Origin of the sequence: Peptoclostridium sp. AF21-18 (assembly GCF_003478825.1) — a bacterium.
Classification (GTDB): Bacteria; Bacillota; Clostridia; order Peptostreptococcales; family Peptostreptococcaceae; genus Peptacetobacter.
In genome coordinates this window covers 145,104-167,768 of sequence record NZ_QUGE01000001.1, presented here as the reverse complement: position 1 = coordinate 167,768, position 22,665 = coordinate 145,104, and the positions used below count along the sequence as shown (strand labels likewise).

Sequence of the window (22,665 nt, the reverse complement as noted above, 5' to 3'; positions counted from 1 at the left end):
ATTAAATATTAAAGACGTAAAAATTTGCACCAAATCGATATGATTTGTGAGCTTGGAGGTGAGTTTGTAGTATATAGGTATACTACATATTGGTTTGATTCTCGAAATATATATGAAAAATTGTGCTCTTGTAGAGGAGCTGAGGCTCACTATAGACAAAAACTTGAATATTTTGACAGGGGAAACAGGTTCTGGTAAATCTATAATAATAGATGCGTTAGGTCTGTGTCTTGGAAATAAATATGATAAATCATTTTTAAGAAAAGGAACTGATAAAGGTTTTGTAGAAACAGTTTTTTATTCTGAAAATGAAAATTTAAAAAGAATAATGTCTGAAAATGATATTGATATGGAAGACGGAATTATTACTATAGCCAGAGTAATATATTCTGACGGGAAGAGTACTGCTAGGGTCAATGGAAGAACTGTTAAACTATCTCTGCTTAAAGAGATAGTATCATACTTAATAGATGTCCACGGGCAGCATCAAAACCAGTTGTTATTTGATCCAAGCAGACATTTGAAATTTATAGATGCATTTGCTGGAGAAACAATAGTGGATGAAAAAATGGATTATAAAGAGCTTTATTCTGAGTATTCTAAGGTGAAGTCAGAGCTATTAAGATTGAATGACAATAAAGATGAGATGGAAATACAGAGGGAAATAGATTTGCTAAAATTCCAAATTGATGAGATAGAAGCGGCAAATCTAAATCCTGAAGAATATGAAGATCTTATCCAAAAGAGGGATGTATTCAGAAACAGCGAAAAAATATTCAATAATCTAAATGTATCATATGAAGCAATCCACAATAGCGAGATAAATGCTATTGATATAGTAGGTAGAGTTGTAAGTGAGTTATCTTCTATAGCGTCTTTTGATAAGAAAATAGGGGATATTTACAATGAGGTAGAGAGAATAATGTATGAGCTTCAGGATTTATCTGGAGAAATAAGGGATTATAAGGATAGTATAAATTTTGAACCGTATGAACTTGAGCAGATAGAAATTAGATTAAATGATATTAATAATCTTAGAAGAAAATACGGGGATACTATAGAGGATATCTTTAAATTCCACGAAAAAATATCTAAAAGATTGTACGATATTTTAAATAGAGATGAGGAAAAAGAGAGATTAAAGGAAAAATTAGAATCTATAGAAAAAGAGCTATACAAAAAATCAGAAGTATTAACCGAAATTAGAAAAGAGCAAGCTGAAAAGATGGCTGCACTTCTAATTGAAGAGCTAGATAGTATGGATATGAAAAATGTAAGATTCTGTACAGAGTTTAGTGATAGAGATTTTACTGCAGAGGGAAGAGATTTTGCAGAATTTATGATTTCTTTCAATGTTGGAGAGGATTTAAGACCTATTTCTAAGGTTGCTTCAGGTGGGGAGATATCGAGATTTATGCTTGCATTTAAAACAATTTTAGCTGATACAGATGAGATAGAAACATTGGTATTTGATGAAATTGATACAGGAATAAGTGGTATTGCCGCACAGAATGTAGGTGAAAAATTATCTGATATAGCAACTAAGAAGCAGATAATCTGTATAACACACCTTCCACAGATTGCAGCCAACGCGGATACGCACTATTGTATAGAAAAGAAAACAGACGGTGAAAGAACATTTACCATTGTTGAAAAATTGGATGCCGATGGTAGAAAGAGAGAAATCTCAAGACTTATATCTGGAAAGCAGATAACAGAAAAAACAATCGAGCATGCAAAAGAAATACTTTCTCTTGCAGAAGAATACAAATGTAGATAGTTGTATTTATATAAGTATAATAGGTAAACTTATCAATAAACTTGGGAGAAATGGGGGAGAAAAAATGAGGTATATTGATAGACCATTATATAATACTATATGCTGGTATATAGAAGAAGATCAATATGAAGAATTGAATATTGATGATATACGTTGCATAAGTTCAATAGAAGCAGATACAAGCGAATTTATAAATTATTTGGGAATTCGCTCGAAATTAAAAGGGTATAGGTATATAAAGGAATCTATATATATTGAGCTTTTAAGAGATACAAAGTACGATATAAAAGAGGATAGCACTACTATAGGTGCTATAGCAAATAAAAATAATACCGAAAAGACAAATATAGAGAGAAGTATTAGATATGCTATACAAGATTTAAAAAAGAATAGGGATTATGAGGAGCTCAATCAAATTTTAGGGTGTGATATTTTTTCTAAAAATGATATTCCTACAAATATGGAATTTGTATTTTGTGCAGCTGAAAAAATAAGAAACTCTAAAACTATAAAAAGTCCTTATATGTGGAAAAAACATTAAAATATTATAAAGTTAAAAGGTTAAATAAAGAAAAATAAGTCTATATTAGGGGAGTTGATAAAATCAACTTCCCTATTTTTTTTATAAAAATTTATATTTAAATAAAAAAATATGGTATAATATAATGTGATTTTATGAAATTTGGAGGGTTTGATATGATAGTCAAGGCACCGATAAGGGTAGACCGCAAAACAAAGAAGCTTGCTAAAAGAATTCAGCCTGGTGAGATAGCAGTCATCAACCATGTTGATATAGATGAGGTTGCAGCAAATTCTTTAGTTGAAGCTAAGGTCAAATTAGTTATAAATGCTGCTGAGTCTATAAGTGGTAGATATCCTAACAAGGGACCTGGGATTTTAACAGAAAACAACATACTTATAATAGATAGAGTAGGAGAAGATCTTTTTAACAATGTATCTGAAGGCGAAACATTACTAGTAGAGGATGGAAAAATATTCCGTGGTGATGAGCTAATAGGAGAAGGAGATGTACTTACTAGAGAAAAAGTATCTGTTCAGATAAAGTTAGCGTATGATAACTTAGGTGAAGAACTAGATAGATTTATAGACAATACTATAGAGTATGCTAAAAAAGAAAAAGGTTTTATACTTGGTGAAGTTGAAATACCTAAAGTTAAAACAAAATATCAGGGAAAACAAGTACTTATAGTTGTAAGAGGACAGGATTATAAGGAAGATTTAGCTACAATGATTTCTTATATTGAAGAAGTAAAACCTATTCTAGTAGGTGTTGATGGTGGAGCAGATGCACTTATGGAATTTGGATATAAACCAGATGTTGTTGTAGGGGATATGGATAGTGTAAGCGATGAATCATTAAAGGCAGCTGGAGAAATAGTTGTACATGCATACACAGATGGTAGAGCACCTGGACTAAAAAGAGTACAGGATTTAGGACTTGATGCTGTAGTATTCCCAGCACCAGGAACAAGTGAGGACATAGCTATGCTTATAGCATATGAATATAATGCTGAGCTTATAGTTGCACTTGGAACTCATTCTAATATAATAGACTTCCTTGAAAAAGGTAGAAAAGGTATGGCGAGTACATTTCTAGTTAGAATGAAAATAGGTGCAAAGCTTATAGATGCAAAAGGCGTTAACCTTTTATACAGAAGTAAATTAAAAATAAAATATATTTGGGCATTAATAGCTACTGCATTATTCCCAGTATTAATACTGGCATCACTATCTCCAAGAATGCAGCAGTTTATACAGCTTATTCAATTAAAATTAAGAATAATGCTTAATATGTAGTTTTAGCAGGAGGAAAATATTATGCATATAAATATGAAATACTACATTGTTTCGATTGGGGCAATATTCCTAGCGTTAGGTATAGGGATACTTGTTGGGTTCAATCTAAACAATAACGAAGAAATGAACAAACAGCAGGCAGCTATAATAGAGCAGCTTGATGAAGAATTCAACAGTATCCAGGAAGAAAATGATACATTATCATCTGACTTAAAAAATACTGATAAAAAGTACAATGCTTTAGTAGAGTATGTAAATGAAAATGCAGATGCCTTAATGTCAGGCTCTTTATCAGGTAAAAAAGTTGCTGTTGTATCTACTTACGGTAGAACAGAAAATGTAGATAAATTAAAAAAAATAGTAAATCACTATGATGGTTCAGTATCTTTTGAATTAATATTCAATAAAGAAATAACTGATAAAGAATTGATAAAACAGGCCGCTGAAAAAACTGGAGAAAAATTTAAATCAACTGAAGATGTAGTGAATTATGTATTCGACATAGTAAAAAGAGGTAACGCTGAATCTTTAGCTCCACTAGAAGAATTAAAAATGATAGACTTAAACTCTGAAAATGAAGATATTGCAAACTTCTCATCTGTTGTAATATCAGCATCATCAGAATCATCAGATCCAGCAAAACAGTTCAACGAACTTGACAAATTTGTAGTATCAAAATTAAAATCTGAAAATAAATATGTAGTTGAAGCACAGGCAACAGGAGCTAAGACTTCATACGTTGAACAGTATGCTAAAAATAAAGCAGCAACTGTAGATAATATAGATGAAAAAACAGGAGTACTTTCTTTAGTAGCTCTAATACAGGATGAAAATCTTGTAGGTAATTTCGGAAGATTAGATACAGCATCTTCTCTAATCCCAATGGAAAAATAAGGAGAAAAAAATGGAACATTATACAAGTATAATAATGCCAGCATTCAACGAGGGTAGCAGAATAAAAGCTACTCTTGAAGGGATTGTTGGTATAGAAGAAATAAATGAAATAATAGTTGTCGACGATGGTTCTTCTGACAACACAGAAGCAGAAGCTAAGAGTGTAGACAGCGAAAAAGTAAAAGTATTTAGACTTGATAAAAATAGAGGTAAGGGATATGCCCTTAACTTTGGTCTAAAAGAAGCTCTAAAAAATGCAGATATAATAGGATTTTTAGATGCAGACTTAGGGTCTTGTTCTTCAGAAGTAATAAAAATAATAAAACCAGTATTCGATGATGAGGCAGATGTGACAATAGCACAGTTCCCTGGAGCTAAGAAAAAGGGTGGTTTAGGACTTGTAAAAGGACTAGCTAAAGAATCTGTATATGAAATGACTGGTGTTGAATTAAATGCCAGTATATCAGGTCAGAGAATATTCAAAAAAGAAGTAATAGAAAGATTTGACACAATACCTTATGGATACGGTGTCGAAGTTGGTATGTCTATAGACATATTAAAATGGGGATACAGAATTAAAGAAGTTCCAGTGGAAATGACTCACAATGAAACTGGAAGAGATTTAAAAGGATTTATCCACAGAGGTAAACAGTATTACCATATTAAAAAGGTTGTAAGACAGAAGAAAAAGGAATGGGGTGCTAAGTAATGGCAGATATATACATTATGCTTATACTTGCATTAGTAGGATTTGTAGGTACTCTTCTTATAATTCCTATGTTCAAAAAAATGTTAATAGAAGGCGAAATAGTTAGACCTAACTACAAACAGGATATGATACCTGTAAGTATGGGGATAGTATTCGTTCCAATGCTTGTTATATCAGCTATGGTGCTTGCTTATATAGATAGAGATCCTGAGCATATGAAATACCTATTTATGTTCTTATTTGCAACTTTATCTATGTCATTTGCAGGGATAATGGACGATATAATAGGAAATAGAAATGTAAGTGGTTTAAAAGGACATTTCAAAAGTCTTTTTAAAGGAACTCTTACAACAGGTGGATTTAAAGCACTTTACGGAGGGTTTGTTGGATTATTAATATCAGTAGTCTTAACAAGAAGCATACCTGAAATAGTTTTAAATACACTTATAATAGCACTTTCTACAAATCTTATGAACTTAATGGATTTAAGACCGGGAAGAGCTATAAAAGTATATTTAGTTATAATGATTGTCATGATAGCTACACTTACTGGATTTACAAGAATACTACCATTCTTAATAGTTCCAGCAGTGCTTGCTTACTTCAATCAGGATTTAAAAGCTAAGTGTATGATGGGGGATGCTGGTTCAAATGTGCTTGGTATATCAATAGGTATATTTATGGCACTTGGATATTCTATAAATGTTAAAATAGGTTGGTTAGTATTCTTAGTACTTATACATATCTTAACTGAAAAATATTCCCTAACTAAGATAATAGAAAAAAATAAAGTCCTTAATTTCTTGGACAGATTAGGAAGGTAGTCATTTATGTTGAGTAGAAAAATCGGCGATGTAGTTGAAATAAAGAAACAAAATGGACAGCTTGACGATATAAGAGTTGAAATAAAAGGAGAAATATTTAGAGCGTACAACTATCCTAAAATGACTGGAGAAGTAAAAGTTGGAGATAAGGTGCTTCTAAATACGACAGCTGTAGAGCTTTCTCTTGGTACAGGTGGATATCACTATGTAATATCTAACCTAGACAACATGGAGGCTAATTTAGAAGGTCAGGGGCACATAATGAAGCTTAGATATACTCCTATGCAGGTTAGGGTTGACTCAGTTGAGGATCACGAAAGCAAATACCACGATGTATTTGAAAAATTTGAAACACTTGATGGAATGCCTGTAGTTGTTGGAACTCTGCACAGTATGTTAACTCCATTTGCAGCAACGTACAAAAGACTTAATCCAAACAAAAAACTAGTATACATAATGACTGACGGAGCTGCACTTCCTATATATTTCAGTATGAATGCAGCTACACTAAAGGACAAAGGATTAATAGACTCTACAATAACATTTGGAAATGCATTTGGTGGAGATTACGAATGTATAAACATATATACAGCTTTAATAACTGCTAAAGAAATAGCTAAAGCAGATGCTGTATTTATAAGTATGGGACCTGGAATTGCTGGAACTGGTACAAAATACGGATTTACAGGAATTGAACAAGGACCAATATTAGATGCAATATCAAAATTAGGTGGTAGACCTATAGCAATACCTAGAATAAGTTTTGCTGATATGAGAGATAGACATAGAGGGATATCTCACCACAGTATAACTATATTTGATGAAATAGTTAATGTAGGGGTTGAAATACCAATAACTATTTATAGTGAGGAAAAAGATAGCATAATAAAAAATCAGATAAAAGAAAATAAATTAGACGAAAAACATAAAATAGAATACATAAAAAATAATAGAACAAAAGAAGATATAGATAGCTATGGACTAAAAGTTAAGAGCATGGGAAGAAACTACGAACAGGATAGTGAATTCTTTGACTCAGCGTCGTCTGTAGCGATTTATATAACAGAAAATAAATAATTCTAAAATTTTGGGATTAAAGAACCTGACTTTAAAAGATTTCGTATGAGGGCATACGATGTGTAAGAAATCGAATGAGGAGTTTAGGATGGACAATTTAATAAAAGAATATATAGATTATATAGAAAATAAAAGAAAATTATCTTCAAACACTGTTTCATCTTATAGAATAGATTTAAAAAAATATAAGGATTATTTAGAGGAAAAAAATATAGATATCAAAGATGTTGTAGAAACAGATATATTAAACTATCTAGTTGATCTAGAAAAGAACAATACATCTGTTTCTACTATAGCTAGAACTACATCATCTATAAAATCTTTCCACGACTATCTATTCTTTAGTAAGATTTGTGAAACAGATCCGGCTAAAAATATTAAAAAGCCAAAGATAAAAAAAGAAGCAGTTGAGATTTTAACAGAAGAAGAAATAGAAGCTCTGTTAAATTTCGAAAGTTTAGACTCAAATAAATTAAAAAGAGATAAGGCTATATTTGAGGTGTTGTACGGCACAGGAATGAAGGTATCTGAGCTGATAGACCTTAATATAGACGATATAGATTTTGAAATGGGTAGTATAACTTGTTCTTCAACTAAGAATAAAAGGGTTATACCTCTTATAGATGTAACTAAGAAATACTTAGAGCTTTATGTAAATGAAGCTAGAGATAATGTAGCCGCTGAGGGTGAAAACGCTTTATTTGTAAGTGCATTAGGGCATAGATTTACAAGACAGGGATTATGGAAAATAATTAAAAGATATTCTCAAAAGGCAAATATAAATAAAAACATCAATCCAACTATGCTAAGACATTCATTTGCAATACATATGATAAATAAGGGTGCCAATATAGCGTCTGTAAATAAAATTCTAGGAAATACTAATTTATCTAGTATACAGTCATATTTAAACTGCATAGATCAAAATATGAGAAAAGAAATGAATCTAAGACACCCGAGAAAATAATACTGAGTACAAATAAAATGGAATTATAAAATACTTATAAAATACAAAGTCTAACATTATTTGTTAGACTTTTTTTTATGTTACTGTTATAATTTATAATTGCAGAGTTATAATCCAATAAAAAAGGAGAAAAAATATGAAAAAAAAGTTTTTAGTTATTTTGGTACTTTTTGTTGTAATAGCAGCATCTGGGGGTATATATTTTAAAAAGCGGTCTGGTGCATATGATGTAAATGAAGAAAAAAAGGTAGTAGTAAACATTCCATCTGGTTCTGGAACAGATAATATAGCTGATATACTTAGTGATGCAAAACTTATAAAAAATAAATTAGTATTTAAGATAAATGTAAAAATGAGCGGGAAAGCATCTCAGTTTAAAGCCGGAGAATATCAGTTTGACCAATCATACACTAATGAAGAGATAATAGATGATATAGCAGCTGGTAAAATATACCATTCTGGTCCTAAAGTTACTGTAAAAGAGGGAGCTACTTCTGCTGAGATAATAGACGAGTTAGTTAAGAAAAAACTTGGAAGCAAAGAAAATTATGAAAAACTTATAAACAATCCAGATGAGTTTAGAGATAAGTATGAGTTTTTAAAAGATAAGAACATAAAAAGCTTAGAAGGATTCCTTTATCCTAGCACATATTTCTGCTCTGAAGGAGAGAGTGAAAGAGAAGTAATCTCTAGAATGCTTAATAAATTCGACGAAATATATAAAGCTAAAATAAAACCAGAAATGGAAAAACATAAAGACCTTAACTTCTACGATGTTATGAAAATGGCATCTATAGTAGAAAAAGAGGCTGTTTTAGATGAGGATAGACCTTTAATTGCGAGTGTGTTTTACAATAGATTAGCAAAAGATATGCTACTTCAATCTGATGCTACAGTTCAGTATGCGTTTAAGGAAAGAAGAAAGGTTGTCAGCTACAATGATTTGAAGGTTGAATCACCATACAATTCATATAAATACAAAGGGCTACCACCTACACCTATAGCAAATCCAGCTTGGGAATCAATAGAAGCAGCTATAAACCCTGCTGAAACAGATTACCTATACTTTGTTGCTAAAACAGATGGTGGGGGTAATAACTACGCTAAAACTTATGAAGAGCATTTAAAATACGAAAAACAGTATAAAGAACAGAGAGAAAAAAAGAAACAGGAAACTCAAAATAAAGAAACTGAGACAAATTAATTAGGAAGTGGAGAGATTTTATGAGCAATATAGTAAACGACCTTGTTGAAGAATATATAAGAGAAACACTAGCTGAAAAAGATGGGTTACTTAAAGAATTAGAAGATTATGCCCACGAAAATAGTGTTCCTATAATTCACAAAGAGGTATCAGATCTTTTAAAAGTTATATTAAAAATACATAGACCTAAGAGAATACTTGAAATAGGATGTGCAATAGGGTATTCGTCAATATTCTTTGCATCTGTTTTAGGTGGAGATGTTGAAATTATAACGACTGAAAGAAATGAAGTTATGATAGAAAAAGCAAAAGAAAACATAAAAAGAGCAGGACTTGAGGATAAGATAACTATTCTTGAAGGAGATGCAGAAGAAACATTAAAAACAATAGACGGAGAATTTGATATGATATTTATAGATGCAGCTAAAGGTCAGTATCAGTTATTCTTTGATCTTGTAATAGATAGACTAAAAAAAGGTGGACTTGTAGTTTCAGATAATATACTTTACAAAGGAATGGTTGCTCACGACGATTTCGTTGTAAGAAGAAAGAAAACAATAGTTAAGAGAATGAGAAATTATCTGGATTATATATGCACTTGTGATTATTTAAGCACATCTCTAATACCAATAGGAGATGGTGTAGCGTTAAGTTATAAAGAAGGAGAGAGAAAGTAATTATGGAAATGAAAAGAGCAGAATTATTGGCTCCAGCGGGAGACCTTGAGAAATTAAAAACTGCCATAATATACGGTGCTGATGCTGTATATATAGGTGGAGAAGTATTTGGAATGAGATCAGCTGCTAAAAACTTCAGTATAGAAGATATGGCAGAAGGTGTTGAATTCGCACATGCAAGAGGAAAAAAAGTATATGTAACAGTTAATATAATACCTCACAACGAAGACTTTAAATACTTAGATGAATATTTACTAGAATTACAGAGAATAGGAATAGATGCGATAATAGTATCTGACCCAGGGGTTATAAGTGTAGCTAAGAGAGTTGTTCCAGAAATGGAATTACATTTAAGTACTCAGGCTAATACTACAAACTTTGAAAGTGCAAACTTCTGGTATAACCAGGGAATAAAAAGAGTAGTTGTTGCTAGAGAAATGTCTTTTGAAGAAATAAAAGAAATAAGAGAAAAAACTCCAGATGATTTAGAAATAGAAGCATTTATGCATGGTGCAATGTGTATATCTTACTCTGGAAGATGTTTAATAAGTAACTACATGACAGGTAGAGAAGCTAATAAAGGTTCTTGTGCACAGTCATGCAGATGGCAGTACTACCTAATGGAAGAAAAAAGACCAGGTGAATACTTCCCAATATACGAAGATGAAAGAGGAACATTCTTCTTCAACTCAAAAGACCTTTGTATGATAGAACATATACCAGAGCTTGTTGAATCAGGTATAATGAGTTTAAAAATAGAAGGAAGAATGAAAACAGCTTACTATGTTGCAACAGTTGTTAGAGCATATAGAATGGCATTAGACGCATATTATGAAGATCCAGAAAACTGGACATACAACCCAATGTGGATGGAAGAGCTTAAAAAAGGAAGTCACAGACACTTTACAACAGGATTCTACCTACACAAACCAGATACAGAAGATCAGAACTACGAATCTGCATCTTATGTAAGAAACTACGATTTTATAGGTGTTGTTAGAGGACATGATGAGGAAACTGGTCTTGCAATAGTAGAACAGAGAAATAAAATGTCTGTTGGAGAAGATATAGAAATAATGGCTCCATACAAAGAAACTATGTATGCTAAGATATTAGAAATGTACAATGAAGACGGTGAACCAATAGAATCAGCTCCACATCCAAGACAGATAGTAAAAATGAAACTAGATGTACCAGTTGAAAAAGATTATATGCTTAGAAAACCTATAGAAGAAAAAGTAGATAATTAATAGGAATTTTAGTGGGCTCTCTCTATTCAATAGGGAGGGCCTATTTTTGTATAATAATTTGTAAACGATTGTATACTTACGGATTTATTTTGATAATAGATAGTGTTTAAATATAAAAAATAATGAGAAAATGTATATAATAAAAAACTTTTGAAGATTATATATATGAAAGGAGAAATTATGGGAACAAATTCAGAAACAAGAATCTTTGCGCTTTTAGGTCATCCAGTTAAAAATAGTTTTTCACCTAATATGCACAGTTATTTATTTGAAAAATACGGTGTGAATGGAGCGTATCTATGTTTTGATATAGAGCCTAAAAAAATATATAAATCTGTAGAAGCTATGAGAATATTAAACACAGGTGGGTTTAATGTAACTATTCCATACAAGACGGATATAATGGCAGGAATAGATGAGATTGATAGAAATGCAGAATTAATAGGTGCTGTAAATACTGTCAAAAATGAGGATGGAATTTTAAAAGGGTACAATACAGATGGAAGAGGATTTGTAAAGGCTATTACAGATAGAGGTATATCTATAAAAGGTAAGAGTGCGCTTATACTTGGCTGCGGTGGTGCATGTAGAAGTATAGCTATTGAAATGGCATCTAATGGAATTAAAAAAATTGATATAAGAAATAGAAGTCTTGAAAATGCAGAAAAAATAGCTAAAAGAGTAAATTCTGTATTTGGGACAGAGGTTGTATATTCAAAAGAAGAGGTCAATAAGAATGATTTAGAAAAGTATGATTTTCTGATAAATACTACTCCAATAGGCATGGAAAGCGAAGAATGCCCTATAGATGAGAGTATGGATGTATCTAGCGATATAGTGGTGTACGATATAGTTTACAAACCTCATAGAACCAATTTGATCAAATGGGCAGAGAAAAATAATTTAAAAGTTATACATGGAATAGATATGCTTATAAACCAAGGTATAGATGCATTTGAAATATGGACTGGAAAGACTGTTGATTCAAAGGATGCAGAAATTCTAAAGGAGATGTTCCAATCAGAAAGAATCTAAACAACAGAGGGTGATGCAAATGGGTTCCTAAAATTTAATAAACACAAGAATGGATTTATAATAACCGATGCAATTATTGCAGTATCTATATTATTTTTAGCGATGTATTTATTTTCTACATTTAATAGCAATACTAACTTTATCTTGAACAAGAAAAAGGAATATAAGGAACTTGTGTATATGGCGGAAAAAGAACTAAATTTAGAGTTGGATAATATAAAAAATGGAAGTTTTAATAAAAAAACTAAAACTAAAACCAATTCCAATTTAAATGAGATAGAGATAAGAAAAAGTATTAATATCGTAGACAAGGCAAGAGGTGTATATATGGTTACAGTAGATGCTAAAAAAGATGATGAAACTATTAAGCTACAGGGATACGAGAGATATGCGGGTGTAGAAGAAGGATTGTCTTTAGATGAGTAAATTAAAAAAAAGAATTGGAAGTGCATCTATTATGGCTATAATGGTCCTTACACTTTTAACGCTTTCTTGTATGTCGATTCAAAATAGATTGATAGATTATGGGAAAAGTGAGTGGATAGATGTACAATCTGAAAATCTTTTAAGAAAATCTGAAGGTGCGATGATAATCACAGAGGAAAAAATTGTAGAGGCAACTCAAAGATTATACGATATAAGTCCTTATAAAGACGATTTTAAAAATAGAATAGAGAGTTTTGAGTATAGAAAGCAGTATGTATCCGAGATAGAAAATTTGTCAGATGTAAATATGGAAAATGTAAAAATTGATGTTGTAAAGGATGATATTTCAGAGGATGGCTCATTGCTCTATAAATTCTGGGTAAATGTAACTGTATATGAAAAAGAGTACAATATGAAAAGAAAGTTAGAGCTCTGTGTTACCTTAAAGAATTTGAGAAAAGATAGACCTATCAAGGAAGATAATGAAAATAATATAGAACAAGAAAATGGTGTTAATCCTGAGGAAAATCCTGGTGGAAATGTAGAAGAGCAGCCACCTGAGATTGAACCTGAAGAGGATATTATAGAAAATATAGATGCAAGGGATGCACTTATATTTAGAGTAGTAAAAGAGTGATAATTGTAAATATAGAGGTGTTTTTATGAAGAGGGAAGGAATGTGAGCTTAGCTGAACTTATTATAGGGATGAGTCTTGTTATATTGCTTGTAGGAATTGTAGTTCCAAAGGCTGATTCTGGATATATGAAATCTGAATGGGAACGGAGAAAACTATGTTCTGAACTAAGGCTATTGAAAAGGAAAAACCTATCTGGAATAGGTGAGTATATGCGTATAGCTAAGGTAAATAATAGGAGTTGTTACAGGACATTTTTTGATTTGAAACTTATAAAAGAAAAGTATGTAGATAAGGATATCAAAGTTGCAAGTAATATAAAAAGAATAATGTTTAAATCAGATGGTATACCTATGGATTCTGGTACTATTGAAGTAAGATATAAGGAAAAGACATATACAATAACTATAACACCTATATCTGGAAGGATTTTATTTAAGGAGGGAATATACTCCAATGATAAAGAATAGCAAGAAAAAAGAAGGATATTTAATGGTAGAGGTATTTGTAGCTATTTGTATATCATTGATTGTTATGAGTACTGTCAATTTAATGCTCAATGAATCCATATCACTTGTAGAGCAAACAGATAATAGAATTGAGTTAATGGAGCAATTTAACGAGATAAAATCGAGTTTAAAAAGAGAGCTGAGAAATTCAAATAATATAAAGTTTTACAAAAATAATAAAAATATAATGCCAGAAGATGACTTTGTAGCGGTGGACAAAATCAAAATATCTCGGTTTGATGATGTTAAGTCGGGTGTTGTAAAGGTAAAAGATAAATCTATACACGTAAATAAGTATAATAAAAAGCTATTCATATCATATAACGGAGGAAATTATGAAATAGGAAATTATGCTGAAGGAATTGAAGCTAAAAAGGATTCCGATAATTCTTTTTCAATTAAACTTAAACTTAACAAAAATAATAATCAATTTAATGATATAATAAATATAAGGTTAAGAAATTGATATTGTCAAATGTAAAAATACTTGTTTAAATCATATGATTTATGATATTATGTTATCAGTAGGATTATGAATTATTATAAGAATACACAAAATAGCCTTTAGAGGTTAAGTAATATTTATTGGAGGTTATATATATGGTAACAGCAAGTGAATTCAGAAAAGGTGTAACTTTTGAAAAAGACGGTCAGCCATGTCTAGTAGTAGATTTCCAGCACGTTAAACCTGGAAAAGGGGCTGCTTTCGTTAGAACAAAATACAGAAATCTTATAACAGGAGCAACTAGAGAAGAAGCTTTTAACCCAAGTGATAAATTCCCTAAAGCTCAGATAGAAACTAAACAGATGCAGTATCTATACAACGATGGTGAATTATACTACTTCATGGATCAGGAAACATTTGATCAGATAGCATTAGATTACGTACGGGTTGAAGATGCTATAAAATTCATGAAAGAAAATGAAGTTGCTACAATAAGATTCTTCCAGGGAAGTCCATTCGAAGTTGAAGGACCAAACTTTGTTGAGTTAGAAATAACTGAAACAGAACCTGGTATAAAAGGAAATACAGCAAGTAACGTAACAAAATCAGCTACAGTTGAAACTGGAGCAGTTGTTCAGGTTCCTTTATTCATAAATGAAGGAGACAAAATAAAAATAGACACTAGAACTGGTGAATATTTATCAAGAGTAAACAACTAATATCAAATTTCAAACCAAATTAAAATGTGTGGCACCGACTAAAGTCGATGTAAAACAAAGCATTGAAAGCGAGGGGCAGGACATGAAAGTAAAAGAAAATGTTGCATACCTAAAAGGATTAGCAGAAGGACTTGAAATAGCAAAAGAAGGTAAAAATGGTAAAGTAATAGATAAAATGATAGAAACTTTAGATCATTTTGCTAATGCTATAAACAGACTTCAGGATGAAAATGAAGAGCTTCGTGAATATATAGAAGGCGTGGATTCAGATTTAGCAGATATGTATGAAGATATGGAAGAATTAGAAGAAAACATAGACGATATATACGATGAATTAGAAGACATGGAAGAAGATATAGAAGATCTTTATGAATGTGAATGCGATTGTGATTGTGATGATGAAGATGACGACGATTACGGCTACATTGAAATGGAATGCCCATACTGCGGTGAACTAGTAGAAATAGACGAAGATGAACTTTACGATGACGATTTAGATATAGTTTGTCCTTATTGTGAAGAAGTTATATTATCTTCAGAAGACTTCGATGATGAATGCGAAGATGGATGCTGTTCATGCGAAGGATGCTGTGGAGAAGACGAAGAATAAATCGATCTTTATAGAAAAGTAAAAATCTATGTAAAATTAAAAAATGCCTATGAGATTGGTTTTTCATAGGCATTTTTTTATGATACAATTAATCATAGAAATGCACGGAGAAATTTGATAAAATACAAAATTTATCATAAAAATTGGAGGCAAAAATATGCACATGAAATCTTTTAATGAAATAAAAGAAAATATAGATAAATTTGAAGCTGTTATAGGCTACAAATTTAATAACAGAGAATATATATTAGAAGCTCTAACACATAGTTCTTATTCAAATGAAAATAAGAAGTTTAAATATAATGAAAGAATGGAATTCTTAGGGGATTCAGTACTTGGACTTGTTATAAGTGATCATATATTTAAAAAAGAAACAGGGGTTCCAGAAGGGGAACTTACAAAATTAAGAGCTAACATAGTTTGTGAAGGTTCACTTAGTGAAGCAGCTAAGAATATAAACCTAGGAGATTATATTCTTTTAGGTAGAGGTGAAGAAGCTACAGGTGGTAGAGAGAGAAAATCTATACTTGCAGATGCATTTGAAGCGGTTATTGCAGCTATATACCTAGATGGTGGAATAGAAAATGTTTCTAAATTTATACTATCTAATTTATCAAATATAATAAAAGATTCAATAGATGGAAAGATATTTAGAGATTATAAGACTCAGCTTCAGGAAGAAATACAGAAAAATGGAACTAGAAATATATGGTACAAATTAATTGATGAAGATGGACCAGACCACAATAAAACATTCATAATGATGGTAGGTGTGGATAAAAAAGAATTAGGCGTAGGAAAAGGCAAAAGCAAGAAAGAAGCCGAACAAGCTGCAGCAAAGGCAGCAATATCAAACTTGATAGATGCTGAAAGATAGGTGAATACGATGAAAAAGAGAATAATACCTATTTTTGTACCACATCAAGGTTGTCCAAATGACTGCATATTCTGTAATCAGAAGAAAATAACAGGGGTATGCACTACAGTTACACCTGAGATAGTTAGAGATATAATAGAAGAATGTCTTCCTACAATAGATGAGGATGCTGAAGTTGAGATAGCATTCTTTGGAGGAAGCTTTACAGCTATAGATATGGATATACAGAGAAGTCTTTTAGCAGTTGCAAAAGAATATAAAGATAGAGGGATAGTTAAAGATATAAGAATGTCTACTAGACCAGACTGTATAACAGATGAAATACTAGAAATGGTAAAATCATACGGGACTACTATAATAGAGCTTGGTGTTCAGTCACTAGATGAACGAGTTCTTTTAGACAGTATAAGAGGACATAATTCAAATGTAGTTTATAAAAGTGCCGAAATGATTAAAAATCACGGAATAAACTTAGGTCTTCAGATGATGGTAGGTCTTCCGAGTGATTCAGAAGAAAAATGTTTATTTACAGCTAGAGAATTTATAAAAATGGATCCGTTCTGTGTGAGAATCTATCCTACTCTAGTAATAAAAGAAACTGGACTTGAAAGACGGCTTGAATCTGGAGCGTATAAGCCATTCACATTATCAGAAAGTATAGAGATTGTAAAAAAATTACTTGTCTTATACTATGTAAACAATATAAACGTAATAAGAGTTGGACTTCAGGCAACAGATGATATCCAGCTTGGAAAGGATGTTATAGATGGTCCATATCATCCAGCGTTTAGAGAACTTGTAGAATCTGAAATGATAAGAGATTATATTATACATATAGCGGAAGAGAACGACGAAAAAAATATATCTTTAGGTGTTAACAAGAAAAACATATCAAAAGCTATAGGAAATAAAAAATCAAACGTAAAATACCTAAAAGAAAATAAAAATATGAATCTAAAAGTAAAAGAAGAAGATATAGATAAAGATACATTTAGATTATACGGAGAAAAAGGATTATTAGTTGAAGCATCTGTAGATGAAATAAATAAAAAATTACTAGAAATTTATGGATTATAGATATTCAGGATAAAAATTAAGCTGAGAGAGGAGATGAGAGTATGTATTTGAAGGAGCTCGAATTAAAAGGGTTCAAATCATTTCCAGAAAAGACAGATATAGTATTTAAAAATGGGATAACAGCCATAGTTGGACCAAATGGTAGTGGAAAGAGTAATATATCTGATGCTGTGAGATGGGTTTTGGGAGAGCAGAGTATAAAAAGTCTTAGAGGAGATAAGTTAGAAGACGTTATATTTGCTGGATCAGACAAGAAAAAACCTATGAATTACTGTGAGGTATCTCTAACTATTGATAATTCTGATGGAGAAATAGATATAGAATTTACAGAACTTACAATAAAAAGAAGAGCTTATAGAAACGGTGAAAGTCAGTTCTTCTTAAATGGAAAGCCATGTAGATTAAAGGATATCAAAGAATTATTCTTAGATACTGGTATTGGAAAAGACAGTTATTCAATTATAGAGCAGGGGAAAGTAGATGAAATATTGAGTAATAATCCGGGAGCTAGAAGAAAAGTATTTGATGAGGCTTGCGGAATAGCTAAATACAGATATAAAAAACAAGAGGCTGAAAGAAATCTTAAAAATACAGCAGAAAACTTAGAGAGAATAAATGATATTTATATAGAAATAGAAAAACAGATTAATCCATTGAAAAATCAGAAGGAAAAAGCTGAGAAATTCTTAGAAATATCTGGAAGGCTTAAAGAGTTAGAGATAAATAGCTTTTTAAGAGAAATAAATAAGATAGATAAAGAAGCTAAGGATATAAAAGTAACTTTAGAAGAAAGAGAAAAGAAGATAAATACTGGTGAAGCAAAAAATAAATCTTTAGAAGAAGAATACGAAGATTTAAGATTAGAGGCTGAGGTTTTAGATGAAGAAATTGAAAAAGGGAATGAATATATTTCTTCAATTAAGGAAATGATAGCTCAGAAAGAGTCAGATATAAATCTTGTAACAGAAAAGAGCAATAATAAGAAAAAAGAAATAGATAGAAAAAAAGAAGAAATAGAAAAACTTAGTACTCTATCAGAAAAAAATGACGAGGATAAAAAGGAAAATCTTCAGAAGATAGAAATTTTAAACTCTAAAAAAGAAGAACTTGAGGCTACTTTAGATAAAAAAGGAGCAAAAAACAAAGAACAAAAGGAAAATATAGACAGCATTGAAAAGAAAATAGATGAATTGAAAGATAATAGAATAAATCTATTAAATGAAAAACAGTCTATATCTAATAATGTATCTTCTCTTGAAGCAAATAGAGATAATATGAATCAGAGATGGCAGTCGATAGATGAATCTACTGACGAAAATGAGAAATTTATAAAAAGTACTTCTAAATCTATTGAAAAAGAAAAAGAAGAACTTGAAAATATAAATTTTGAGTTTGAAAGTGTATCTAAAAAAATAGAAGAAAACACAAAACAGATAGAAAATGTATCTAAAAAAATAGATGAGTTAAACAAGAATATAACTGATAATAAGTATAAGTTAAATGAATTCGAATCTAAGAAAAAAATATATGTAGAGATGGAAAACCAATACGACGGTTTTAATCGTGGAGTAAAAGAAGTATTAAAAAATAAAAAACTTAGAGGGATAGATGGAGCTGTAGCACAGGTTATTTCTGTTTCTGAAAAGTATGAAAAGGCAATAGAGGCATCACTTGCAGCTGCTATGCAAAATATAATAACAGAAGACGAAGAATGTGCTAAAGAAGCGATAGAATTCCTAAAGAAAACAGAGAGTGGAAGAGTTACATTCCTTCCATTAAATGTAGTTACACCTAATTTAATAGATTTAAAAGATGTAAAATCTAAGGTAGAGCCTATAGGAATAGCATCAGAACTATTAGAATTTGATGAAAAATACAGAAACGTAGTAGAGGGACTACTTGGAAAAACTGTTGTAATTGAAGATATAGATAAGGCTATACAGTTTGCAAGAGATACTAAGTATAAGATAAAAATTGCTACTCTTGATGGAGAAATACTAAAACCAGGTGGATCTATAACTGGTGGTAGTATAAAAAATAGCGCAAATCTATTATCTAGAAAGAGAATTATAGGCGAGTATACTGAAAAAATAGAAGAGCTTTCTGCAAGTATAGATAAAGAAGAATCAGAACTTAAACAGTTAAAAGAAGAAAAAACTAATCTATACACAGAAAAAGATAAAGCTAATTCTGAAAAAAATACAATTGAGAAAAATATACTTTTAAAGAAAGCAGAGATAAAGAAATTAGAGGAAAAAATTTCAGAATATAGAACTAATATTGATAAATTAGAAAGAGAAAAAGAAAGTATTAGCTCTAATATGGAATACACTATATCCAAATTAAAATCTGCCAATGAAAAAATAGAAGAGATAGATAAAAAATCAGAAGAAACTAGAGAAGAAGTTGAGAAGCTTAATAAAGTGCTTGAAGAAAGTAAAAACCTTTACGATAAAGAGAGAAAAGATTTTGAAGAGTTAAATATAGAGCTAATAAATTTAAATAATGATTTAAAATCGCTCAATTCAAACACTAGTAGAATTTCTATGGAAAATGAAAATACCGTTATAAAAATTGATGGTATGAAGAAAGAAATAGAAGAGGATTTAAAAGCTGTAGAAGAATTTGGAAAAACTATAAGTGCTGAGGAATTAGAAAAATCTAATTTACAGAAAGAGCACTTAGAGGCTAATAGAATATTAGAAGATAAAAAGCTTAAAAAAGCAGAGTTTAAGAATAGTTTAGATGAAAAATCAAAGGAAATAAAAAGAAATGAGAGAGAAGTTCTAGAGTTTAGAGAGGAACTTTATAAGATTAACTCTAAACTAGAAAGATTTAAGTCTAATAGAGAAGGATATCTGAATAAGATGTTTGAGCAGTACGATATGACATTTATGCAGGCATCAGAATTTAGAAATGACGAACTTCAGATAAGCAAGAAAGAAATAGACTCTTTAAAAAGAGAGAAGAGAGCTATAGGAAGTGTAAATCTGGATTCTATAGAGGAGTATAAGGAAACAAAGGAAAGATACGACCTTTATCGCAGTCAAAAAGCTGATTTAGAGGAGTCTATAGCAGGTATAACTAAGCTTATAAAAGAATTAGAGCACAATATGAAAAAAGAGTTCGTTGAAAAATTTGGAGAGATTTCAAATAATTTCAAGAATGTATATAAGAAATTATTTGGAGGAGGAACTGGAGAATTAACTATAGCTGACAAAGAAAATATTCTTGAAAGCGATATAATTATAACAGCTCAGCCACCAGGTAAAAAAATGAAGAATATAAATCTTTTATCAGGTGGAGAAAAGGCGCTTACAGCAATTTGTATACTGTTTGCTATAATTATCTCTAGACCGACACCATTCTGTATACTAGATGAAATCGAGGCACCACTAGACGATATAAATGTATACAGATTTGGAGAATTTTTAAAAGAATTATCACAGGAAACTCAGTTCATAGCTGTTACACATAGAAGAGGTACTATGGAAGCAGCAGAATATATTTATGGAGTTACTATGCAGGAAAGAGCAATATCAAAAATAATAAGTCTAAAGCTTCAGGAAGCTGAAAAATTTGCTGGAATTATATAAGCTTTAGAGATGGAGGCGGTAAATTGTTTAAGAAGTTATTTGGTTTTGGAAAGAAAAAAGAAGAAACTCAGGTAGACGAAGTAGTTTCTGAAGTTGAAAAAGAAGAAGTTAAAGAAGACGACGAAAGATTTTTAGAAACTTTAGAATCAGAAAAAGAAGATACTAAGGATGAAACTAAAGTAGAAGAAGTAGTTGTTGAGGAAGAAATATCAGAACAGCCAGAATCAGCAGAGGAAGCATTAAAAGAAGTTGATGAATGTGAGGAAATAAATGCTGTTTTAGATGAAGAAGGAGTTTCTATATTTGAAGAAACTGTGGCTGAAATAGAAGAAAAATCTGTAGAAGAGGAAGTTTCTGAGCCTGTAGAGGAAATAGTTGAAGCTGTTGAGGAGGTAGAAGAAATTATTACAGAAGAAAGTAATAATGAAGGTAGAGAAAAACCAGCGGCTAAAAAAGAAGGTCTATTTGCTAGATTAAAACGGGGACTTACAAAGGCTAAACAGGGAATAACTGATAGAATAGATGAGGTTTTAAAATCATATACAAGTGTAGATGATGAGTTATTCGAGGACTTAGAAGAAGTTCTAATAACAGCTGACGTAGGTGTTAATACTACTATGCAGATAATAGACGACTTAAATGATAGAGTAAGAAGCAAGAAGATAACAGATCCGATGGCTGTCAGAGAAGAATTAAAAGAAATAGTAGAAGAAATTTTATCTAAAGGAAATTCTAAGCTAGATCTAGAACCTTCTCCAGCTATTATAATAATGGTAGGAGTAAATGGTGTTGGTAAGACTACTACTATAGGAAAGTTAGCACTTAGATATAAATCTGAAGGCAAGAAAGTTATGCTAGCTGCAGCAGATACATTTAGAGCAGCTGCAACAGAACAGCTTGATATATGGGCTAAGAGAACTAACACAGAAATAGTAAAACATCATGAAGGTGCAGATCCAGGTGCAGTAGTATTTGATGCTATAAAAGCAGCTAAGGCTAGAAAAACAGATGTACTTATATGCGATACGGCAGGAAGACTTCATAATAAAGCTAACTTAATGAACGAGTTAGGAAAAATATTCAAAATAATAGATAAAGAATTCCCAGAAGCTAAGAAAGAAGTTCTTTTAGTTGTAGATGCAACTACAGGACAGAATGCAGTTGTTCAGGCTAAAAGTTTTAAAGAAGTGGCAGATATAACTGGAATAGTTCTTACTAAGTTAGACGGTACTGCAAAAGGTGGAGTTGTACTAGCTGTTAAATCAGAAGTAGATGTTCCAGTAAAATTAATCGGTGTTGGAGAAAAGGCTGAGGATTTACAGGATTTCGATGCGAGAGAATTTACAGCAGCTCTATTTGGAAATTAATATAAGTTAGAATTGTTAAATCAAAGTAGAGAATAAAAATACTGTATAAAAATGTCAAAATTTCAATAAAAACCGTTGACAAGAGAGGTCTTATAATATAAAATACAATAGTAGTGTAAAGTGATTAACCTTTACAGATACAAAAAGCATTAAAAATGGTTTGTATTTA

Annotated in this window: 22 protein-coding genes; all 22 read left to right on the top strand. The window is 31.0% G+C overall.

The annotated features are described in order from the left end of the window. The first annotated feature begins 94 nt into the window (after window positions 1–94). The 22 genes from recN (at window position 95) to ftsY (ending at window position 22,496) form a co-directional block, all read left to right on the top strand. Window positions 95–1,780, top strand: coding sequence for a DNA repair protein RecN (gene recN / locus DWX74_RS00765; protein WP_118548199.1), 1,686 nt, complete (start codon window positions 95–97; stop codon window positions 1,778–1,780). Window positions 1,781–1,844: 64 nt separating this feature from the next. Then, a complete protein-coding gene (locus tag DWX74_RS00760) occupies window positions 1,845–2,321 on the top strand; it encodes a sporulation initiation factor Spo0A C-terminal domain-containing protein (protein WP_158573209.1) in 477 nt (158 codons plus the stop codon). Window positions 2,322–2,476: 155 nt separating this feature from the next. Further along, window positions 2,477–3,598: a putative cytokinetic ring protein SteA gene (gene steA, locus DWX74_RS00755; RefSeq protein ID WP_118548195.1), complete on the top strand. Its 1,122-nt coding sequence runs from the start codon at window positions 2,477–2,479 to the stop codon at window positions 3,596–3,598. Window positions 3,599–3,619: 21 nt separating this feature from the next. After that, complete coding sequence (locus tag DWX74_RS00750) at window positions 3,620–4,492, top strand: copper transporter (RefSeq protein WP_118548193.1); 873 nt, start codon at window positions 3,620–3,622, stop codon at window positions 4,490–4,492. Window positions 4,493–4,502: 10 nt separating this feature from the next. Beyond that, window positions 4,503–5,201: a glycosyltransferase family 2 protein gene (locus DWX74_RS00745; protein ID WP_118548191.1), complete on the top strand. Its 699-nt coding sequence runs from the start codon at window positions 4,503–4,505 to the stop codon at window positions 5,199–5,201. After that, window positions 5,201–6,025, top strand: coding sequence for a glycosyl transferase (locus DWX74_RS00740; protein ID WP_118548189.1), 825 nt, complete (start codon window positions 5,201–5,203; stop codon window positions 6,023–6,025). Before DWX74_RS00745 ends, DWX74_RS00740 begins: the two co-directional genes overlap by 1 nt. Window positions 6,026–6,031: 6 nt before the next feature. Further along, window positions 6,032–7,102, top strand: a complete 1,071-nt coding sequence (locus DWX74_RS00735) for a DUF3866 family protein (protein WP_118548187.1) — start codon at window positions 6,032–6,034, stop codon at window positions 7,100–7,102. 88 nt (window positions 7,103–7,190) lie between these two features. Then, on the top strand, window positions 7,191–8,069 hold the full coding sequence (locus DWX74_RS00730; protein ID WP_199647490.1) for a tyrosine-type recombinase/integrase: 879 nt from the start codon (window positions 7,191–7,193) through the stop codon (window positions 8,067–8,069). A 136-nt stretch (window positions 8,070–8,205) separates the two neighbouring features. After that, the gene (gene mltG, locus DWX74_RS00725; RefSeq protein WP_118548183.1) at window positions 8,206–9,273 is read left to right on the top strand and encodes an endolytic transglycosylase MltG; all 1,068 of its coding nucleotides are present in this window, start codon (window positions 8,206–8,208) and stop codon (window positions 9,271–9,273) included. A gap of 20 nt (window positions 9,274–9,293) precedes the next feature. Continuing rightward, window positions 9,294–9,950 (top strand): O-methyltransferase, encoded by a 657-nt coding sequence (locus DWX74_RS00720; RefSeq protein ID WP_006440078.1) that lies wholly within the window; start codon window positions 9,294–9,296, stop codon window positions 9,948–9,950. A gap of 2 nt (window positions 9,951–9,952) precedes the next feature. Continuing rightward, window positions 9,953–11,200, top strand: a complete 1,248-nt coding sequence (locus DWX74_RS00715; protein WP_118548181.1) for a peptidase U32 family protein — start codon at window positions 9,953–9,955, stop codon at window positions 11,198–11,200. 180 nt (window positions 11,201–11,380) lie between these two features. Next, window positions 11,381–12,235 carry a shikimate dehydrogenase gene (gene aroE, locus DWX74_RS00710; protein WP_286164115.1) on the top strand — a complete coding sequence of 285 codons (855 nt, stop codon included), beginning with the start codon at window positions 11,381–11,383 and terminating at the stop codon, window positions 12,233–12,235. Window positions 12,236–12,415: 180 nt separating this feature from the next. Beyond that, the gene (locus DWX74_RS00705; protein WP_118548177.1) at window positions 12,416–12,661 is read left to right on the top strand and encodes a hypothetical protein; all 246 of its coding nucleotides are present in this window, start codon (window positions 12,416–12,418) and stop codon (window positions 12,659–12,661) included. Then, window positions 12,654–13,298 carry a hypothetical protein gene (locus DWX74_RS00700; RefSeq protein WP_118548175.1) on the top strand — a complete coding sequence of 215 codons (645 nt, stop codon included), beginning with the start codon at window positions 12,654–12,656 and terminating at the stop codon, window positions 13,296–13,298. Before DWX74_RS00705 ends, DWX74_RS00700 begins: the two co-directional genes overlap by 8 nt. Window positions 13,299–13,340: 42 nt before the next feature. Then, on the top strand, window positions 13,341–13,766 hold the full coding sequence (locus DWX74_RS00695; protein WP_118548173.1) for a hypothetical protein: 426 nt from the start codon (window positions 13,341–13,343) through the stop codon (window positions 13,764–13,766). Continuing rightward, window positions 13,753–14,271, top strand: a complete 519-nt coding sequence (locus DWX74_RS00690) for a hypothetical protein (RefSeq protein WP_118548171.1) — start codon at window positions 13,753–13,755, stop codon at window positions 14,269–14,271. The genes DWX74_RS00695 and DWX74_RS00690 overlap by 14 nt, the downstream gene beginning before the upstream one ends. A gap of 134 nt (window positions 14,272–14,405) precedes the next feature. Further along, window positions 14,406–14,969: an elongation factor P gene (gene efp, locus DWX74_RS00685; RefSeq protein WP_006440085.1), complete on the top strand. Its 564-nt coding sequence runs from the start codon at window positions 14,406–14,408 to the stop codon at window positions 14,967–14,969. A gap of 82 nt (window positions 14,970–15,051) precedes the next feature. Next, window positions 15,052–15,579: a CD1247 N-terminal domain-containing protein gene (locus DWX74_RS00680; protein WP_118548169.1), complete on the top strand. Its 528-nt coding sequence runs from the start codon at window positions 15,052–15,054 to the stop codon at window positions 15,577–15,579. A 163-nt stretch (window positions 15,580–15,742) separates the two neighbouring features. Beyond that, complete coding sequence (rnc, locus tag DWX74_RS00675) at window positions 15,743–16,456, top strand: ribonuclease III (RefSeq protein ID WP_118548373.1); 714 nt, start codon at window positions 15,743–15,745, stop codon at window positions 16,454–16,456. A gap of 9 nt (window positions 16,457–16,465) precedes the next feature. Continuing rightward, complete coding sequence (locus DWX74_RS00670) at window positions 16,466–17,533, top strand: elongator complex protein 3 (protein WP_118548168.1); 1,068 nt, start codon at window positions 16,466–16,468, stop codon at window positions 17,531–17,533. 41 nt (window positions 17,534–17,574) lie between these two features. Next, complete coding sequence (smc, locus tag DWX74_RS00665) at window positions 17,575–21,129, top strand: chromosome segregation protein SMC (protein WP_118548167.1); 3,555 nt, start codon at window positions 17,575–17,577, stop codon at window positions 21,127–21,129. 23 nt (window positions 21,130–21,152) lie between these two features. Next, entirely contained in the window at window positions 21,153–22,496 is a 1,344-nt protein-coding gene (gene ftsY, locus DWX74_RS00660) for a signal recognition particle-docking protein FtsY (protein WP_118548165.1), read from the top strand. Window positions 22,497–22,665 lie beyond the last annotated feature (169 nt).

Coding starts and splice junctions, on each gene's coding strand:
- DWX74_RS00760 (WP_158573209.1), top strand. CDS start 1,845: ATGAGGTATATTGATAGACCATTATATAATACTATATGCTGGTATATA.
- steA (WP_118548195.1), top strand. CDS start 2,477: ATGATAGTCAAGGCACCGATAAGGGTAGACCGCAAAACAAAGAAGCTT.
- DWX74_RS00750 (WP_118548193.1), top strand. CDS start 3,620: ATGCATATAAATATGAAATACTACATTGTTTCGATTGGGGCAATATTC.
- DWX74_RS00745 (WP_118548191.1), top strand. CDS start 4,503: ATGGAACATTATACAAGTATAATAATGCCAGCATTCAACGAGGGTAGC.
- DWX74_RS00740 (WP_118548189.1), top strand. CDS start 5,201: ATGGCAGATATATACATTATGCTTATACTTGCATTAGTAGGATTTGTA.
- DWX74_RS00735 (WP_118548187.1), top strand. CDS start 6,032: ATGTTGAGTAGAAAAATCGGCGATGTAGTTGAAATAAAGAAACAAAAT.
- DWX74_RS00730 (WP_199647490.1), top strand. CDS start 7,191: ATGGACAATTTAATAAAAGAATATATAGATTATATAGAAAATAAAAGA.
- mltG (WP_118548183.1), top strand. CDS start 8,206: ATGAAAAAAAAGTTTTTAGTTATTTTGGTACTTTTTGTTGTAATAGCA.
- DWX74_RS00720 (WP_006440078.1), top strand. CDS start 9,294: ATGAGCAATATAGTAAACGACCTTGTTGAAGAATATATAAGAGAAACA.
- DWX74_RS00715 (WP_118548181.1), top strand. CDS start 9,953: ATGGAAATGAAAAGAGCAGAATTATTGGCTCCAGCGGGAGACCTTGAG.
- aroE (WP_286164115.1), top strand. CDS start 11,381: ATGGGAACAAATTCAGAAACAAGAATCTTTGCGCTTTTAGGTCATCCA.
- DWX74_RS00705 (WP_118548177.1), top strand. CDS start 12,416: ATGGCGGAAAAAGAACTAAATTTAGAGTTGGATAATATAAAAAATGGA.
- DWX74_RS00700 (WP_118548175.1), top strand. CDS start 12,654: ATGAGTAAATTAAAAAAAAGAATTGGAAGTGCATCTATTATGGCTATA.
- DWX74_RS00690 (WP_118548171.1), top strand. CDS start 13,753: ATGATAAAGAATAGCAAGAAAAAAGAAGGATATTTAATGGTAGAGGTA.
- efp (WP_006440085.1), top strand. CDS start 14,406: ATGGTAACAGCAAGTGAATTCAGAAAAGGTGTAACTTTTGAAAAAGAC.
- DWX74_RS00680 (WP_118548169.1), top strand. CDS start 15,052: ATGAAAGTAAAAGAAAATGTTGCATACCTAAAAGGATTAGCAGAAGGA.
- rnc (WP_118548373.1), top strand. CDS start 15,743: ATGAAATCTTTTAATGAAATAAAAGAAAATATAGATAAATTTGAAGCT.
- DWX74_RS00670 (WP_118548168.1), top strand. CDS start 16,466: ATGAAAAAGAGAATAATACCTATTTTTGTACCACATCAAGGTTGTCCA.
- smc (WP_118548167.1), top strand. CDS start 17,575: ATGTATTTGAAGGAGCTCGAATTAAAAGGGTTCAAATCATTTCCAGAA.